Annotated in this window: 14 protein-coding genes; 10 read left to right on the top strand and 4 right to left on the bottom strand. The window is 61.4% G+C overall.

What is annotated here, in order from left to right:
* Positions 1-30: 30 nt before the first annotated feature.
* A complete protein-coding gene (locus AB4N53_RS21305; RefSeq protein ID WP_460122960.1) occupies positions 31-2943 on the bottom strand; it encodes an aminotransferase in 2913 nt (970 codons plus the stop codon).
* Between AB4N53_RS21305 and AB4N53_RS21300 the strand changes: the two genes are divergently transcribed.
* The 5 genes from AB4N53_RS21300 (at position 2920) to AB4N53_RS21280 (ending at position 7991) form a co-directional block, all read left to right on the top strand.
* Positions 2920-3681, top strand: a complete 762-nt coding sequence (locus AB4N53_RS21300; RefSeq protein WP_460122957.1) for a DUF3916 domain-containing protein — start codon at positions 2920-2922, stop codon at positions 3679-3681. The two genes, AB4N53_RS21305 and AB4N53_RS21300, sit on opposite strands and share 24 nt — an antisense overlap.
* A gap of 82 nt (positions 3682-3763) precedes the next feature.
* Positions 3764-4309: a dTDP-4-dehydrorhamnose 3,5-epimerase gene (rfbC, locus tag AB4N53_RS21295; RefSeq protein ID WP_460122954.1), complete on the top strand. Its 546-nt coding sequence runs from the start codon at positions 3764-3766 to the stop codon at positions 4307-4309.
* 42 nt (positions 4310-4351) lie between these two features.
* Complete coding sequence (locus tag AB4N53_RS21290; protein WP_460122951.1) at positions 4352-6160, top strand: sensor histidine kinase; 1809 nt, start codon at positions 4352-4354, stop codon at positions 6158-6160.
* Complete coding sequence (locus AB4N53_RS21285) at positions 6157-7539, top strand: sigma-54-dependent transcriptional regulator (protein ID WP_460122948.1); 1383 nt, start codon at positions 6157-6159, stop codon at positions 7537-7539. Before AB4N53_RS21290 ends, AB4N53_RS21285 begins: the two co-directional genes overlap by 4 nt.
* Entirely contained in the window at positions 7536-7991 is a 456-nt protein-coding gene (locus AB4N53_RS21280; protein WP_460122945.1) for a YiiD C-terminal domain-containing protein, read from the top strand. The genes AB4N53_RS21285 and AB4N53_RS21280 overlap by 4 nt, the downstream gene beginning before the upstream one ends.
* 48 nt (positions 7992-8039) lie before the next feature.
* On the opposite strand, the gene cysQ is transcribed toward AB4N53_RS21280, so the two are convergent.
* Both cysQ and nudE read right to left on the bottom strand, forming a co-directional pair.
* Complete coding sequence (cysQ, locus tag AB4N53_RS21275) at positions 8040-8867, bottom strand: 3'(2'),5'-bisphosphate nucleotidase CysQ (protein WP_460125213.1); 828 nt, start codon at positions 8865-8867, stop codon at positions 8040-8042.
* A 7-nt stretch (positions 8868-8874) separates the two neighbouring features.
* The gene (nudE, locus tag AB4N53_RS21270; protein ID WP_130910858.1) at positions 8875-9444 is read right to left on the bottom strand and encodes an ADP compounds hydrolase NudE; all 570 of its coding nucleotides are present in this window, start codon (positions 9442-9444) and stop codon (positions 8875-8877) included.
* An 88-nt stretch (positions 9445-9532) separates the two neighbouring features.
* On the opposite strand from nudE, the gene yrfG reads away from it, so the two are divergent.
* Positions 9533-10195, top strand: a complete 663-nt coding sequence (gene yrfG, locus AB4N53_RS21265) for a GMP/IMP nucleotidase (protein WP_460122941.1) — start codon at positions 9533-9535, stop codon at positions 10193-10195.
* 97 nt (positions 10196-10292) lie between these two features.
* Here the strand turns inward: yrfG and lysM are convergent, their stop codons facing one another.
* On the bottom strand, positions 10293-10733 hold the full coding sequence (gene lysM, locus AB4N53_RS21260) for a peptidoglycan-binding protein LysM (protein WP_460122938.1): 441 nt from the start codon (positions 10731-10733) through the stop codon (positions 10293-10295).
* A 137-nt stretch (positions 10734-10870) separates the two neighbouring features.
* Here lysM and AB4N53_RS21255 point away from each other — a divergent pair, with 137 nt between their 5' ends.
* From AB4N53_RS21255 to AB4N53_RS21240, 4 genes are all read left to right on the top strand, one after another.
* Positions 10871-11758, top strand: a complete 888-nt coding sequence (locus AB4N53_RS21255; RefSeq protein WP_460122934.1) for a LysR family transcriptional regulator — start codon at positions 10871-10873, stop codon at positions 11756-11758.
* 92 nt (positions 11759-11850) lie between these two features.
* Positions 11851-12690: a formate dehydrogenase accessory sulfurtransferase FdhD gene (fdhD, locus tag AB4N53_RS21250; RefSeq protein ID WP_160768533.1), complete on the top strand. Its 840-nt coding sequence runs from the start codon at positions 11851-11853 to the stop codon at positions 12688-12690.
* Positions 12687-15035, top strand: a complete 2349-nt coding sequence (locus AB4N53_RS21245; protein WP_460122929.1) for an FdhF/YdeP family oxidoreductase — start codon at positions 12687-12689, stop codon at positions 15033-15035. The genes fdhD and AB4N53_RS21245 overlap by 4 nt, the downstream gene beginning before the upstream one ends.
* Positions 15036-15365: 330 nt before the next feature.
* Complete coding sequence (locus tag AB4N53_RS21240) at positions 15366-15851, top strand: glycine zipper domain-containing protein (RefSeq protein WP_039756448.1); 486 nt, start codon at positions 15366-15368, stop codon at positions 15849-15851.
* Positions 15852-15870: the final 19 nt, after the last annotated feature.

Here is a 15870-nt window from a genome sequence, read left to right as displayed (position 1 = left end):
AGGCTCGCTCCCACAGGGGATGTGCCTTGCTTACAGGCCCTCGGTAAGCACCCGATCCAGCATATCGACGAAGAAATCCACACTCTGGCGCGACGTCACCATCGGTGGCTTGATCTTGAGGATATTCAAGTCATCGCCGGTCGGCTGCATGAAAATCCCCAGCTCACGCAGGCGATCACACAGCAATGCAGTCTCGGCAGTTGCCGGTTCCAGCGTCTGGCGATTGCGGATCAGCTCCAGCCCCAGATAAAACCCGGAGCCGTGCACCGCGCCGACCAGCGGATGTTTATCGATCAACGCTTCCAGGCGCGCCTTGAAGTGGCCGCCGACCACCTGGGCGTTCTCCCAGAGTTTTTCTTCTTCCATCACATCGAGCACCGCCATGCCGATCTGGCAACTGACTGGACTGCCGCCCGCCGATGAAAAGAAATACCCCTCGGCCTCCAGCGCCTCGGCGATTTCCCGGCGAGTGATCACCGCGCCAAGTGGCTGACCGTTACCCATGCCTTTGGCCATGGTGATGATGTCCGGCACCACGCCCTGCTCTTCGAAACCCCAGAAAAAATGGCCCATGCGCCCGTAACCGACCTGTACTTCATCGGCGATGCACACCCCGCCCTGCGCGCGGACCTTTTCATACACCTGCGGCAAATAGCCCGGCGGTAAAGAAATGCCCCCGGCATTACCGTAAACCGGCTCGCAGATGAAACCGGCCAGTTGGCGCTTTTGCTCGGCAAGTTTCTGCAGGTGATGGTCGACGCTGCGCACGTAATCCGGCGCCGAATCGGGGCCACGGTATTCGCCGCGATAAGTATTCGGCGCCGGCACTGGATGCACCCAGTCCGGACGACTGTCGAGCGCTTTCGGGTTGTCGGCAATCGATGTCGAAACCGCGTCGGCGCCGACCGTCCAGCCGTGATAGGCCTCAAGCACGCTGATCATGTCGCGCCCGCCGCTGAAGGCCCAGGCCAGACGGATCGCCAGATCATTGGCCTCGCTGCCGCTGTTGACCAGAAACACCCGATCCATACCCTTCGGCGCCAGCTTCAGCAGGCGCTCGGAAAACTCGGCCACCGCCGCATAGTTGAAGCGCGAGTTGGTATTGAGCAGTGACCACTGCCGCGCCGCGACCGCCGCCATGCGCGGATGACCATGACCGAGCACCGCGACGTTGTTGAGCATGTCCAGATAGGATCGGCCGTGCATGTCGATCAAATGATTGCGCCAGCCGCGCTCAATACGAGGTGGATCGACGTAATAGTGTTTTTGCGTGCGAGCGAAACTGGCGTCGCGGCGTTCGAGCAGGGTTTTCGCGTCCAGCTCCGGCTCGGCGTCGCAGGCCAGCCCGAGCAAGGTCGCCGGCGACGGGCACAACGTCTGCCACGTGGATGCACGGGACGGCGTGCAGAACAGTGGCGCGTCGAGCTCTGCTTCTCGGCACAACTGCACAATCAGCGGCCCAGTGACTTCACCGAGTTTCTGGCCTTTATCCAGTCCCGCGCCATGGTCAAGAACCGGCGTCACGCCCCACAGGCGAACACTGAACTGTGGGCCATCGAGTTGCAGCGCACCGTTTGCCGCTTGCTTCAGAACGCCGGCGAACGGCGTTTGCACTTCGCTTCCAGACGGCACACGCAATTCGACATGCAATGGGAACGTGTCCGGCTCAGTCGCGCTGTCCGGCCGAGTACGTGACAAGCGGTACTGGCCATAACGCGTCGCCGCCAGCCCATGCACCGCTGCGGCTTCTGTCAGCAAGCGCTGATCGCTGCCCGGCTGCTCCCAGTTGCCAGCCTCGAAGTGCGGGCTCAGCACGCCCAGATCGATCAGCGCAAATTCGCGCCCGACCAGTGCGGGCAACAGCGGCGCGAATTCTGCGTGTTCGTTCCTCGGTAAGGTCTGGCCCACGGCAGTGAGAATGGCCGCCTCCATCAATGCCAGTGGCACCGAGGTCGCGACACGGAATATCTCCCATTCATGACTCAGATTGTCGCGGCTGTAGGTATTGGTGGGATCGATGCTCACCTGTTGCTCGCCACTGAGCACCAGCACCGCCGATCGCGCCACGATCAATGGCCACAGCGCTTGCAACTCTGCGTACTGCAACGGATTGACCGCGTGATACGCCTTGACTGCTGGCAGGATGACAAACGGATCGCCATCGGCGTGATGCAGCAATGCCGCACAGGTCACCGACAGATCGGTGATGCGCCAAGTGCGTACCAGATCACCGAAGTCGATAACCCCCTGCAGTTGCCAATGCCGCTGGGTATCGCGCGCCCAGACGACGTTGTCATCGGTGATATCCATGTGAATCGCCTGCACCGGCAGTTTGTCCAGCAACGGCTGCAAACGGCGCTCGGCCTGCTCGGCGGCAGCGCTGATCGCCGCACGCTGTTGCGCGTCTGTGATGACCGGCATCAGATGACCGATCAAAGCGTTGGCGTGACGCGCGTCCCACTGCAAGGTGCGCTCAAGGCCCGGGTGATCGAAGCCTGCCAGCGCCAGATCCATCTCGCCACAGAGTCGGCCAAACCCGGCGACGACGTCCTGGCCAAGATGAGCGAAATTGGTTAACGGCTGCCCTTCGATGTACTCCAGCAAGCGAACATGTACCGCTTCGCCATTGGCTTGCAGCGACAACAGATCTGCACCGTTATTGGCAGCGATCACGCGCGGTACTTTGATCGCCGAGTGCTCGGCCAAGTATTTGAGTCCTGCGTGCTGGGCTTGCAGCTCCACAAGGGCGTAATCGCCACGACAGACTTTCAACACGAAGCGCCCACGCGCACTGTCGACGCGATAATTCAGATCCTGCTGACTGCCCAGCGCCTGCAGCGTGCCGCTGAGCCCGTAATGTTCGGCCAGCCATTGCAGCGCCTGCGCCTCTGAAACCTGCGGACCGGGCAAACTGGCGCGATGAATCAACGTGGCGAGCGGCATGAAACGACCCCTGAAGTTTTATTAGGCGCTTATATCGCCATTGCCTCAGCGGTTACGCAACCCCTCATGACGTTGGCCGGTCAAACGAAAAACGGCAATGCCGTCGCCGAAAGCCGTCCAGGCAAACTTTCCTACAAGACATTCAGATTGTGTTTCAGTGCAGCTCTGTGCAATCTGCGCCGCAAATTCACAGCACGGATGCAAGCCCACGTCATGTCCCATCGTCGCCTCGCCCTTACGGACAAAAAAGTCCGCAATATCCCTCGCCGCTTGCGAGCTCTGGCCGCTTGGGCCGCCGATTTCGAGGGGTATTTTCCAGCTGACCTTACTCTTGAGGACAAATACTGGAACTGGAAAATTCCGATCCACATGGCGATGGTTGAAGGAAAACAGGCAACAACCGATCTGAAAAGGCAATGTGCCCAGCACTTGATCGACGCGGCACAGCACATTCGCCTGGCTCGCCCGGAGCATGCGCTTGATTGCAAAGTGGTCGCAGCCCTTTGTGTTCCCGGCATGTTTTCCAGCGAAATCTGTATCTATACGGATCTGGAATACCACCGCGGTCATATCCCGGCCTCCGACAGCGAATATGTCGAAACCGGCAAAAGCCTGGCTCAGGAATGGGGGCTTGTGTTGCCACAGGGCATGGGCGAACGAGGTTTGCGCTACGAGGTTGAAGGCTGGGATGGGCAGACTTATGAAGAGGAACGCTGGTATTTTGGCGAGGTCGATTGACGCTACGGCGCAGTCCGCGCTCGCGCCCGGCAGCACTTTGCGCAAGAATGTCAGCCATTCACACCTATCACTGGAAATCCTCATGAATGTCATCACCACCGACCTGCCCGGTGTTCTGATCATCGAACCCAAGGTGTTCGGCGACGAGCGCGGTTTTTTCTACGAGAGTTTCAACGCCAAGGCGTTCCAGGAAGCCACCGGTCTGGATACGCAATTTGTCCAGGACAACCATTCGCGCTCGCAAAAAGGCGTGCTGCGTGGCCTGCATTACCAGTTGCAGAACACTCAGGGCAAACTGGTTCGCGTGACCGTGGGTGAAGTGCTCGACGTGGCAGTGGACATTCGTCGCAGCTCGCCGCATTTCGGTAAATCGGTGGCGGTGCGCCTGTCGGCGGAAAACCATCGTCAGCTGTGGGTACCGGAAGGTTTCGCTCACGGTTTCGTGGTGCTGAGCGAGTTCGCCGAATTCCTCTACAAGACCACCAACTACTACGACCCGACTTCCGAGCGCAGCATTCGCTGGGACGACCCGGCGCTGGGCATCGACTGGCAATTGGACGAAGCGCCGAAGCTGTCGGCCAAGGATCAGGCGGCCGCGCTGCTCAAGGACGCTGACGTCTTCGCCTGAGGCCGGGCATAATGCGCCTGTCCCTACAGGCGCATCCGGCTCATGAAACCAACCCTCCCCCGCAGACCTCGCTGGCGCAGCCTCGCGCTGTTGGCCCTGTGCCTGGCGCCGCTGCTATGGCCGTTGGAACACCTCGCCGAACGCTATTACCGCAGCGAACTCGCCGGGCAGAATCGCCAGACCCTCGATCTCTATGTCGCCAACCTGCTCGGTACCCTGCATCGCTATGAAGTGTTGCCGCAGATTCTCGGCGATCTGCCGGCCCTGCGTGCCGTGCTTGGTGCGCCGGACGACGGCGTCACCCAAGGCAACGCCAATCGCCTGCTGAAAAACATTGCTGCGCAGACCGGCGCTGAAGTCATGTACCTGATGGACACGTCCGGCCAGACCCTGGCGGCATCGAACTGGGACAAGCGTGACAGCTTCGTCGGGCGCAATTTCGCCTTTCGCCCGTATTTCAGTGAAGCCATGGCCGGGCGCCTCGGACGCTTCTTCGGTCTCGGCACCACCTCGGCCAAACGCGGCTACTTTTTCGCCGCTGCGGTGCGCAACGGCGAGAAAATCATCGGCGTGCTGGTGATCAAGGTCGACCTCGACCACACCGAAAGCCTGTGGGGCAAAACTCCGGAACAATTGTTGGTCACCGACCATAACGGCGTGGTCATCCTGACGTCGCGTCCGGAATGGCGCTTCCGCTCCACTCGCGGGTTGAGCGATGCCGAGCGCGCTGCAATCACCGCGATCCAGCCCTACCCGACCCGCGAACCACGGCCGCTGAATCTAAGCCCCGACGCCTGGCTGACGCAGACTCACGACATCGCCGAAACCGGCTGGAGCGTAAGCATTCTCGCCCCGCGCACACTGATCGATCGCCCGGTACGCACGGTGGTCGCGATCGGCGGCGCCACGCTGTTGGTGGTCATGCTGCTGGTGGGTCTGATGATGCAGCGTCGCCGGCATTACCTGGAGCGCATCGCTTTTGAGGCCAAGGCGCGCCGCGAGCTGGAGGGTCGGGTTGCCGAACGTACCAGTGATCTGGAAGGCCTCAACCGCCGTTTGAAGCAGGAGGTGCTTGAGCGCGAGCACGCCCAGCAGGAGCTGGTGCGCGCTCAGGACGATCTGGTTCAGGCCGGCAAACTGTCGGCGCTGGGCACCATGTCGGCGAGCATCAGTCACGAACTCAATCAGCCGCTGGCGGCGATTCGCAGTTATGCGGAAAACGCCGAAGTGCTGCTCGATCATCAGCGCACCGACGACGCGCGTGGCAACCTCAAGCTGATCAGCGAACTGACCGGGCGCATGGCCTCGATCATCGCCCACCTGCGCGCCTTCGCCCGCCGCGATCGCCACGCACCGGAAAGCGTCGCCCTGCAACCGGCGCTGGACGACGCGTTGGCCTTACTCGCCAAACGTCGGCGCAGCATGGAAGTTGAGCTGATCCGCGACTTGCCCGCAGCCACGCTGTGGGTCGAGGCCGGCGAAACCCGCTTGCGCCAGGTGCTGGGCAATCTGCTGGCCAATGCTCTCGATGCCCTGACCGAAAAAGGCCCGCCGCGCAAATTGTGGCTGAGTGCCGAAGCCACCGCCGACGGCGTCAATCTGTACATTCGCGACAACGGCCCCGGGTTCTGCATGGAAGCTCTTGGCCGCGCCAGCGAGCCCTTTTACACCACCAAGACCCGCACCCAGGGTCTGGGTCTGGGGCTGGCCATTTGTGAAACGCTGATGCGCGCCTTTGGTGGCGAGCTGTCGTTCGCCAACCACAAGCAAGGCGGCGCCCTGATCACCCTGCGCCTGCGCGCCGGTGCGCCCGGAGTCAGCCTGCAACCGTCCGAGGATCGAAGTGCATGACCATCGACAATCGCATCCAGGTAGTGTTGATCGACGACGATCCGCACCTGCGCCAGGCCCTCGGCCAGACCCTGGACCTGGCCGGCCTGAAAATCCTGCCGCTGTCCGAAGCCAAGGGCCTGGCCGCGCAACTTGAGCGTGACTGGCCGGGCGTGGTGGTCAGCGACATCCGCATGCCGGGCATGGACGGCCTCGAACTGTTAAGCGAGTTGCACGCCCAGGACCCCGAGTTACCGGTGCTGCTGATCACCGGCCATGGTGACGTACCGCTGGCGGTGCAAGCGATGCGCGCCGGCGCTTACGATTTTCTGGAAAAACCCTTCGCCAGCGACGCGCTGCTCGACAGCGTTCGTCGCGCCCTCTCGTTACGGCGGCTGGTGCTGGACAACCGCAGCCTGCGTCTGGCCTTGAGCGACCGCAACGAACTGAGCGCGCGGCTGGTGGGGCACTCGACGCCAATGCTGCGCCTGCGTGAGCAGATCGGTGCGCTGGCGGCGACCAAGGCCGATGTGCTGATCCTCGGCGAGACCGGTGCCGGCAAAGAGGTGGTGGCCCGCGCGCTGCATGATTTGTCGAGCCGCCGCAATGGCCCGTTCGTGGCGATCAACGCCGGCGCCCTGGCCGAATCGGTGGTGGAAAGCGAGCTGTTCGGCCACGAGCCCGGCGCCTTCACCGGCGCGCAGAAGCGTCGCATCGGCAAATTCGAATTCGCCAACGGCGGCACGCTGTTTCTCGACGAAATCGAAAGCATGAGCATGGACGTGCAAGTGAAACTGCTGCGCATGCTCCAGGAGCGGGTCGTCGAGCGCCTGGGCGGCAATCAGTTGATCCCGCTGGACATCCGCGTCATTGCCGCGACCAAGGAAGACCTGCGCCAGGCAGCGGATCAGGGCCGCTTCCGCGCCGACTTGTATTACCGCCTCAATGTCGCGCCGCTGCGCATCCCACCGTTGCGCGAACGCGGCGAAGACGCACTGGTGCTGTTCCAGCATTACGCCGATGAAGCCAGCGCCCGCCACGGCTTGCCGCCCCACGAACTGCAACCGGCGCAACGCGCCCTGCTGCTGCGCCACACCTGGCCGGGCAATGTACGTGAACTGCAAAATGCCGCCGAACGCTTCGCCCTCGGGCTTGAGCTGGCACTGGACAACAGCGCTGATGGCAGCGGTGGCACGCCGGTAGAAGTGGTCAGTGGCGGCCTCAGCGAGCAAGTGGAAAACTTCGAGAAATCGCTGATCGCCGCCGAACTGGCGCGCTCGCACAGCTCGGTGCGCAGCCTCGCCGAAGCCTTGGGTATTCCCCGCAAGACTCTGCATGACAAGCTGCGCAAACACGGTCTGAATTTCGGCGACAGCAGCCACGGGGACGACAACGAATGAGCAGCGAAAGCGAATACCTGCAAACGGTGCTGCATCACGACATTCCGCTGACCGCCGAGATGGGTCTTGAGGTGCTCGAGTGGCGCGAGCAGCAACTGAGCCTGCACCTGCCCCTCGCACCCAACGTCAATCACAAGAGCACCATGTTTGGCGGCAGCCTGTACTGCGGCGCGGTGCTGGCCGGTTGGGGCTGGTTGCATCTACGTTTGAAGGAAGAAGGGATTACCGACGGACACATCGTCATTCAGGAAGGGCAGATCAGTTATCCGCTGCCGGTAACCGGTGACGCCGTGGCCCTCTGTCCGGCACCGGATGCGGCCGTGTGGAAGCGCTTTGTGGCGATGTATCGGCGTTATGGGCGAGCACGGTTGACGCTGGATACGCGGATCCTGAATGCGGGAAGCGAGGACGATGCGGTGAGGTTTACCGGGCAATATGTCTTGCACCGGTGAAGCACAAGATCGTCCGAACTCGGGCCGCGTTCGGACGATCTTTTGATCTCAGGAGCGTGCCAACTCCAACAGTCGCGCACGCCATGCAGCCTTCGCCGGCAGTGCCAGAAAGAATTCATTCAACAGCGATTCTCGCGGCGGATAACTGAACGCCTTGCCGTTCAAATCCAGCACCTCGCCCCCCGCGCCTTCCAGCACCCCCTGCGCTGCCGCCGTGTCCCACTGCGAAGTCGGCGCAAGACGTGGATAGCAATCGGCAGCACCTTCGGCCAGCAGACAAAACTTCAAGGAACTGCCGATACTGGCCAGTTGCAACTCACCAAGACTGGCGCTCAACCCGGCCAGCAACCGCTCTTGCTCGGGACTTGAATGTCGACGGCTGGCGACCACGGTGAACGCCTCCCCCGGTGCAGGCACAGCGCGCACCTGAATCGTCACTGGCGTTGCGTCCTTGTCGCCGCGCCAGGCACCCAGGCCGCTACCGCCGACGTAAAAGCGCCCGTTGGTCGGCATCGTCACCACGCCAAACACCACCCGGCCGTTTTCAATCAGCGCGATGTTGACGGTGAATTCTTCGCTGCCACTGATGAATTCCTTGGTACCGTCCAGCGGATCCACCAGCCACCAGCGCTGCCAACCGGCGCGTACGCTCTGCGGGATATTGGCGTCCTCTTCCGAGAGCACCGGAATGCTCGGATCCAGCGACGTCAGCCCGGCAACGATAAGGTGATGCGCAGCCAGATCGGCAGCCGTCACCGGTGAATCATCGGACTTGGCCGTGACTTCAATGCCGGCACGCCAGAACGGCAGAATTACCTCGCCAGCCTGCAGCGCCAACTCAATTACCGGTGCCATCAACGGATGGGGAAAATTCATCGACGTCTCACTCATAGCTGAACACCCCGCGCTGGCTCAGCAGGTCACGAGTCAAATACAGTGCCGCCAATGCGCGGCCTTCGGTAAATTGCGGATTGAGCGCCAGCGCCGACAGTTCGCGCAGGTTGACCTTGTCGACCCGCATCGGCTCCGGCTCATCGCCTTCCAGCCGTTCTTCGTAGAGATCGGTGGCCAGCACCACTTGGATCTTCTGGCTCATGTAACCGGGTGACAGCGACAGTTCGGTCAGATGTTCCAGCTGACGCGCGCCATAACCGGCCTCTTCCTTGAGCTCCCGCTCGGCTGCTGCCAGCACGTCTTCGCCCGGCTCGATCAGGCCTTTGGGCAGAGACAATTCGTATTCGTCGGTGCCGCCGCAGTATTCCTCGATCAACACCGCGTGTTCGGCATCAAGCATGGCGACGATCATCACCGCGCCGTAGCCCGCACCCTTGCCGACCAGACGCTCGTAAGTGCGCTCCACGCCATTGGAAAATCGCAGCTTGAGCTCTTCGACGCGAAACAGGCGACTGGTGGCGACGATCTCGCGGGCGAGTACGGTGGGTTTCTGGCGCATGCAAAGCTCCTTGGCGTGAACGCGCTACTATAACGCGGCTTTCCCGATTGTTTGCGTCGGATATCTTTTCACCGTTCGAGACGTTGCCATGCCTTCTTTACCGTGGTCCGAGATCGATACCGTCCTGCTCGACATGGACGGCACACTTCTGGATCTGCACTTCGACAACCACTTCTGGCTCGAGCATCTGCCCCAGCGCTACGCCGAACTGCACGGCATCAGCCGGGCCATGGCCGAGCTGGAGTTGCAGCCATTGTTCGAACGCCACGCCGGCCAGTTGCAATGGTATTGCCTGGATTTCTGGAGCACGGAACTGAAATTGTCGGTGCGTGAACTGAAACAGGAAACCGCGCACTTGATCGCCCTGCGCGCGGATGCCGATACCTTTCTCGACGCAATCAAACGCGCCGGCAAACGGGTGATCATGATCACCAATGCGCATCGCGATTCGCTGTCGTTGAAACTGGAACGGATCGAACTGGCGCCGTACTTCGAGCGGCTGATCAGCTCGCATGACTATGGTTATCCGAAAGAGAACCCGCAGTTCTGGGATGCCTTGCAGGCCGACATCGGTTTTGATCCGGCGCGCAGCCTGTTTATCGATGACACCTTGCCGATCCTGCGCAGTGCAAGGGACTTTGGCGTGGCGCATCTGCTCGCGGTGAAAGAACCGGACAGCCGCAAAGGGCCGAGGGACACCGCAGAATTTGCCGCAGTCGAGGATTATCGCGATCTGATTACTGGACTCTGATCCCTGTAGGAGCTGCCGAAGGCTGCGATCTTTTGATCCTGATTTTAAAAATCAAAGTCAAAAGATCGCAGCCTTCGGCAGCTCCTACATGACTGCGTTATTTTGGAATGCGCAGTTTTTGTCCCGGATAGATCTTGTTCACATCCTTGAGCATCGGTTTGTTGGCATCGAAGATTTTCTGGTACTGGTTGGCATTTCCATAGACGCGTAGCGAAATCGCACTAAGCGTGTCACCTGCCTTGACCTCGACAAACTCGGCGGCCACCACGACCGGGCCGGTCACGGTGATCTGATCATCGACGCTGCCTACGCCCGAAATGTTGCCTACCGCAAGCAGGATCTTTTCCTTTTCTTCCTGGCTCGCCACTTCACCGGTGACCGTCACCTTGTCGCCATCCACGGTCGCCTGCACGTTAGGATTGCCCAGCCCGACCTTGCTGATATGTTCCTTCAACTGCTCACTGGCGTTGGCATTGCCCGGGGTCAACAGATCGATCAGCTTCTCCCCGGCCTCTTTCACAAAGCTCAACAGACTCATAGCGCACACTCCTTGATTTGGGTTCCAGTCGTCCAAGCCTAGACCACCCCAGCCAAACCCGGTTCCAGTCCGACCAATGACGCTGCCGCGCCGCAGGCGGTAGAATCGCCAGACCCCGCCAACCGCCCGGAGCGAAGATGGACATCAAGCAACTGAAATTCCTCATCGCCCTCGACGAAACCCGCCATTTCGGCCAGGCGGCCGCGCGCTGCCACATCACCCAGCCGACCCTGTCGATGCGCTTGCGCAGCCTCGAAGAAGAACTCGATCTGCCATTGGTCAATCGCGGCCAGCGCTTCGAAGGCTTCACCGCGCCGGGTGAACGCGTGCTGGCGTGGGCGCGTACGGTGCTGGCGGCGTATGACGGCTTGCAGGCGGAAGCGGCGGCCTGTCGCGGCAACCTGATCGGTACGCTGCGCCTGGGTGTGGTGCCGCTGTCGAGTTTCGATCCGTTGCCGCTGATGCAACGTCTGCATGCGGCGCACCCGGAACTGCGCTTCGAACTGTCGTCGCTGAGCTCGGAGCAGGTGCTCGAACACCTGGCGAACAACCGCATCGACATAGGCGTTTCGTATCTGGAGCGTCTGGACAGCGAGCGTTTCGATTCACTGGCCTTCAACGAGACGCGCATGGGCCTGCTCTACGACGAACGCTCGTTCAGCTTCGGCGAAGCACCACTGAGCTGGGAATCGCTGATCGAACTGCCGTTGTGCATGCTCACCAGCGGCATGCATTTTCGCCAGTCCATCGACCATAACTTCCACAGCCGTGGCCTGACGCCGCAACCGCTGCTGCAAACCGACGCTGTGCATCAACTGCTGCAAGCGGTCCACGGCGGTTTTTGCTGCGCGATCATGCCGCTCGACGGCGGCGCGGAAAACCTCGCCGATCACCTGCGTCTGCAACCGATCGAAAATGCCCACACCCTCGCGCCGCTGGGGCTGATCATGCGCCGTGGGGCACCGCGTTCGGCGCTGGCTGAAGCCTGCTTCGCGCTCTATCAAAAATCGCCGAAGGAGGCGTGATCGACGGCATCTATCGGTAGATCGGTAATAGCGATTAGACGCGACAACTTGCCGCGCCTAGTCTTGACCTAGATCAAACCGTCGGTGATGCCATGAACGCCAAGCGCCCAGCCTGCGCGGCGCCAGCAATTGAAACGCCTGCGCCTGCCGCCAGCCAGACCTACAGCTACAGCGATTTACCCCTTGAGGCATCGGCCAGCACCGCGCTGGCCGAGGAAGTCGCGTTGGCGATCGCCTATAACGGCATCAGCCAGGCAGTGATGCTGGTCACCCCGACCGACCTAGAAGATTTCATCGTCGGTTTCAGCCTCGGCAGCGGCATCATCGAAGACGCCAGCGATATCTATGATCTGCAACTGACAGGTGCAGGCTCGGCACAATACGCGCAGGTGACCATCGCCAATCGCGCATTCTGGAACCTCAAGCAACAGCGTCGGCAGTTGGCCGGCACCAGCGGTTGCGGATTGTGCGGCGTCGAAGCGGTCGAACAGGCGTTGCCCGATCTCAAGGTATTGCCTGGCGCAGCCTTGCCACCGATCGAATGGCTCGACGGCTTGCGCCAGCGCATCGGCGCGTTCCAGCCACTCGGCCAGCACTGCGGCGCGGTGCATGCGGCGGTGTTCATGAACGCCAGCGGCGAATTGCTGCTCGGTCGTGAAGACATCGGCCGCCATAACGCGCTGGACAAGCTGATCGGCGGACTGATCCGCCAGAAGATATCCACAGAGGGCGGGCTGGCGATCGTCACCAGCCGTTGCAGCCTCGAATTGATCCAGAAAGTCTTGCGTGCCGGCATCCAGACCCTGGTCAGCCTGTCGGCACCCACCGGCCTGGCCGTGCAATGGGCCCGGCGCCACAACCTCAATCTCATCCACCTGCCGCAGAAAAGTGCGCCGCGGGTGTACAGCCCCGCGATGGAGAATCAAGCGTGAGCCAACATCATCAAGCCGACCAGAAACCTGTCCCGCGCTACAAGCCTTACAAAGGTGCCGCCGGCGGCTGGGGCGCCCTGATCAGTGTGGCCCAGGCGTGGCTGACCAGCGACAATGCCCTGAAAAACCTGCGCATGATGCTCAAGACCAACCAGAACGGCGGTTTCGACTGCCCGGGTTGCGCCTGGGGTGATTCGCCGGAAAGCGGCATGGTCAAGTTCTGTGAGAACGGCGCCAAAGCAGTGAACTGGGAAGCGACCAAGCGTCGCGTCGATGCGAAATTCTTCGCCAAGCACAGCGTCACTTCTCTGCTGGAACAAAGCGATTACTGGCTGGAATATCAGGGCCGCCTGACCGAGCCGATGGTCTACGACGCCGAATCCGATCGCTACAAGCCGATCAGTTGGGAAGATGCCTTCGCCCTGATCGGCAAGCACCTGCGCAATCTGCCGAGCCCGGATCAGGCCGAGTTCTACACCTCGGGGCGCGCCAGCAACGAAGCGGCATATCTGTATCAGCTGTTCGTGCGGGCTTACGGCACCAACAATTTCCCCGACTGCTCGAACATGTGCCACGAGGCCAGCGGCGTGGCGTTGGCGCAGAGCGTCGGTGTCGGCAAAGGCACGGTGACCTTCGACGACTTCGAACACGCCGACGCGATTTTCGTCTGGGGCCAGAACCCCGGCACCAACCACCCGCGCATGCTCGAACCGTTGCGTGAAGCAGTAAAACGCGGCGCCCAAGTGGTATGCATCAACCCGCTGAAAGAGCGCGGCCTGGAGCGTTTCCAGCATCCACAGCACCCGATCGAAATGCTCACCAACGGCGACAAGCCGACCAACACCGCGTACTTCCGCCCGGCTCTAGGCGGCGACATGGCAGTGCTGCGCGGCATGGCCAAGTTCCTTCTGCAATGGGAGCGCGATGCACAGAAGGCTGGCGAGCCGGCGGTGTTCGACCATGATTTCCTCAATGCCCACAGCGCCAACGTGCTGGAGTACCTCGCCATCGTCGACGACACCTCGTGGGAGCAGATCGTCGAGCAATCGGGCCTGACCCTGGTGGAGATCGAGCAAGCCGCGCGCATGTACGCCAAAGGCAAGAACGTGATCATGTGCTGGGCCATGGGCATCACCCAGCACCGTCATTCGGTGCCGACCATTCAGGAAATCGCCAACCTGATGCTGCTGCGCGGCAACATCGGCAAGCCGGGCGCCGGCCTGTGCCCGGTGCGCGGCCACAGCAACGTGCAGGGCGACCGCACCATGGGTATCAACGAGCGTCCGCCGGTGGCGTTCCTCGACTCGCTGGAGCGTCGCTTCCAGTTCAAGGTGCCGCGCCACAATGGCCACAACGTGGTCGAGGCAATCCATGCGATGGCCGAAGGTCGTGCCAAGGTGTTCATCGGATTGGGCGGCAACTTTGCCCAGGCCACGCCGGACAGCTCGCGCACTTTCGAAGCGCTGCGCAACTGCGACCTGACCGTACAGATCAGCACCAAGCTCAACCGCAGCCACCTCGCTCACGGTAAAAACGCGCTGATCCTGCCGTGCCTGGGCCGCACCGATATCGATATCCAGACCGAAGGGCCGCAAGCGGTCACCGTGGAAGACTCGTTCAGCATGGTCCACGCCTCCAACGGCCAGCTGCAGCCGCTGTCGAACCAGATGCGCTCGGAGCCGTCGATCATTGCCGGCATCGCCGCTGCGACGCTGGGCAGCCAACCTGTGGACTGGAACTGGCTGGTGGCCGATTACGGGCGCATTCGCGAACTGATCGCCGACACCATCCCGAACTTCAAAGACTTCAACGACAAGATCAAAAACCCGGGCGGTTTCTATCTGGGCAACTCGGCTGGCGCTCGCAAGTGGAACACCCCGTCGGGCCGTGCCAATTTCCGCGCTAACCAGTTGCCGAAAGATCTGGTTCACGAGCGCACCCGTGCTACCGGGCAGGTGCCGGATCTGATCCTGCAATCGATGCGCTCCCACGATCAGTACAACACGACGATCTATGGTCTCGATGACCGCTACCGTGGTGTGAAGGGCCAGCGTGACGTGCTGTTCGCCAATGAGGCCGACATTATTCGCCTGGGCTTCCGTCCGGGACAGAAGGCCGACATCGTGTCGATCTGGGACGATGGTCGCGAGCGCCGGGTGAAAGGTTTTACATTGTTGGCGTTCGATATTCCTGCCGGGCAAGCGGCGGCGTACTATCCGGAAGTCAATCCGCTGGTGCCGCTGGAAAGTACGGGGGATGGCAGCCACACGCCGACGTCGAAATTCATTGCGATCCGGCTGGAAGCGGCGAGTGAGAGTGGGTTGATCATGGCTAAATCCGCTTAACGCGGAGCCCGATCCGGCCCCTTCGCGAGCAGGCTCGCTCCCACACTTGGAATGCATTTCAAGGGTGGGAGCGGCCTGCTCGCGAAAGCGATCGACCTGTGAACATATCTGCGGTGGCGAAGATTTTCGACCACCCACAAAAAAGGCCGTTTTTGCATAAAAACGGCCTGTCCGAAGTAGCTAAAGACCGGCGAAAATCGGTTAAGTTCCGGTGAAAAAACAGTAACTTGCATTATTGTATACAAGTCGTGTTATTCGTCGGATTTTGATTGTCACGCCCATTGCAGAGCCTCAGGATCGGCGCCGTCATCCCTTTGAGGCTCATCCTCTATGAAGTTCTCCTCGATTCTCTTGTTGTCCCTTGGCCTGGTCAGTGGCTTCGCTTCTGCCGGAGGCACCACCGAAGCAGGTGTGGGCGGCGCATTGGGCGGGGTTCTTGGCTCGGTCGTCGGTCAATCGTTAGGCGGCAATACAGGTTCCACCATCGGCGCGGCCCTGGGCGGCGCGGGTGGTAGTGCGGTCGGCGCAGACAAGCGCAGCCGTGGCGAAGCGGCCATCGGCGGTGCACTGGGTGCAGCCGGCGGTAACGTCGTCGGCCGCAGCCTCGGCGGCACCACCGGCAGCCTGATCGGCTCCGCCGCTGGTGGCGGCGCAGGTGGCGCGCTGGGTAACTACATGGGCAACAAGAGTGACGACGATGATCGTCGCTACGACCGTCGCCATGATGACCGTCGCTACTACCGCGACCGTGGTCATCCAGGTCGCGGCCATGCCTACGGCCACCGCAAGCATCACAAGTACTATCGCCACCACTAAGGCGAAGGCTTGAACAAAA

The sequence above is a fragment of the Pseudomonas sp. H3_E04 genome (assembly GCF_054668915.1).
The sequence above is the reverse complement of the archived record's forward strand: the minus strand, read 5'-3'. Positions and strand labels throughout refer to the sequence as shown.

Coding starts and splice junctions, on each gene's coding strand:
- AB4N53_RS21285 (WP_460122948.1), top strand. CDS start 6,157: ATGACCATCGACAATCGCATCCAGGTAGTGTTGATCGACGACGATCCG.
- AB4N53_RS21255 (WP_460122934.1), top strand. CDS start 10,871: ATGGACATCAAGCAACTGAAATTCCTCATCGCCCTCGACGAAACCCGC.
- AB4N53_RS21290 (WP_460122951.1), top strand. CDS start 4,352: ATGAAACCAACCCTCCCCCGCAGACCTCGCTGGCGCAGCCTCGCGCTG.
- AB4N53_RS21280 (WP_460122945.1), top strand. CDS start 7,536: ATGAGCAGCGAAAGCGAATACCTGCAAACGGTGCTGCATCACGACATT.
- nudE (WP_130910858.1), bottom strand. CDS start 9,444: ATGCGCCAGAAACCCACCGTACTCGCCCGCGAGATCGTCGCCACCAGT.
- fdhD (WP_160768533.1), top strand. CDS start 11,851: ATGAACGCCAAGCGCCCAGCCTGCGCGGCGCCAGCAATTGAAACGCCT.
- yrfG (WP_460122941.1), top strand. CDS start 9,533: ATGCCTTCTTTACCGTGGTCCGAGATCGATACCGTCCTGCTCGACATG.
- rfbC (WP_460122954.1), top strand. CDS start 3,764: ATGAATGTCATCACCACCGACCTGCCCGGTGTTCTGATCATCGAACCC.
- AB4N53_RS21300 (WP_460122957.1), top strand. CDS start 2,920: ATGAATCAACGTGGCGAGCGGCATGAAACGACCCCTGAAGTTTTATTA.
- AB4N53_RS21305 (WP_460122960.1), bottom strand. CDS start 2,943: ATGCCGCTCGCCACGTTGATTCATCGCGCCAGTTTGCCCGGTCCGCAG.
- AB4N53_RS21240 (WP_039756448.1), top strand. CDS start 15,366: ATGAAGTTCTCCTCGATTCTCTTGTTGTCCCTTGGCCTGGTCAGTGGC.
- lysM (WP_460122938.1), bottom strand. CDS start 10,733: ATGAGTCTGTTGAGCTTTGTGAAAGAGGCCGGGGAGAAGCTGATCGAT.
- cysQ (WP_460125213.1), bottom strand. CDS start 8,867: ATGAATTTTCCCCATCCGTTGATGGCACCGGTAATTGAGTTGGCGCTG.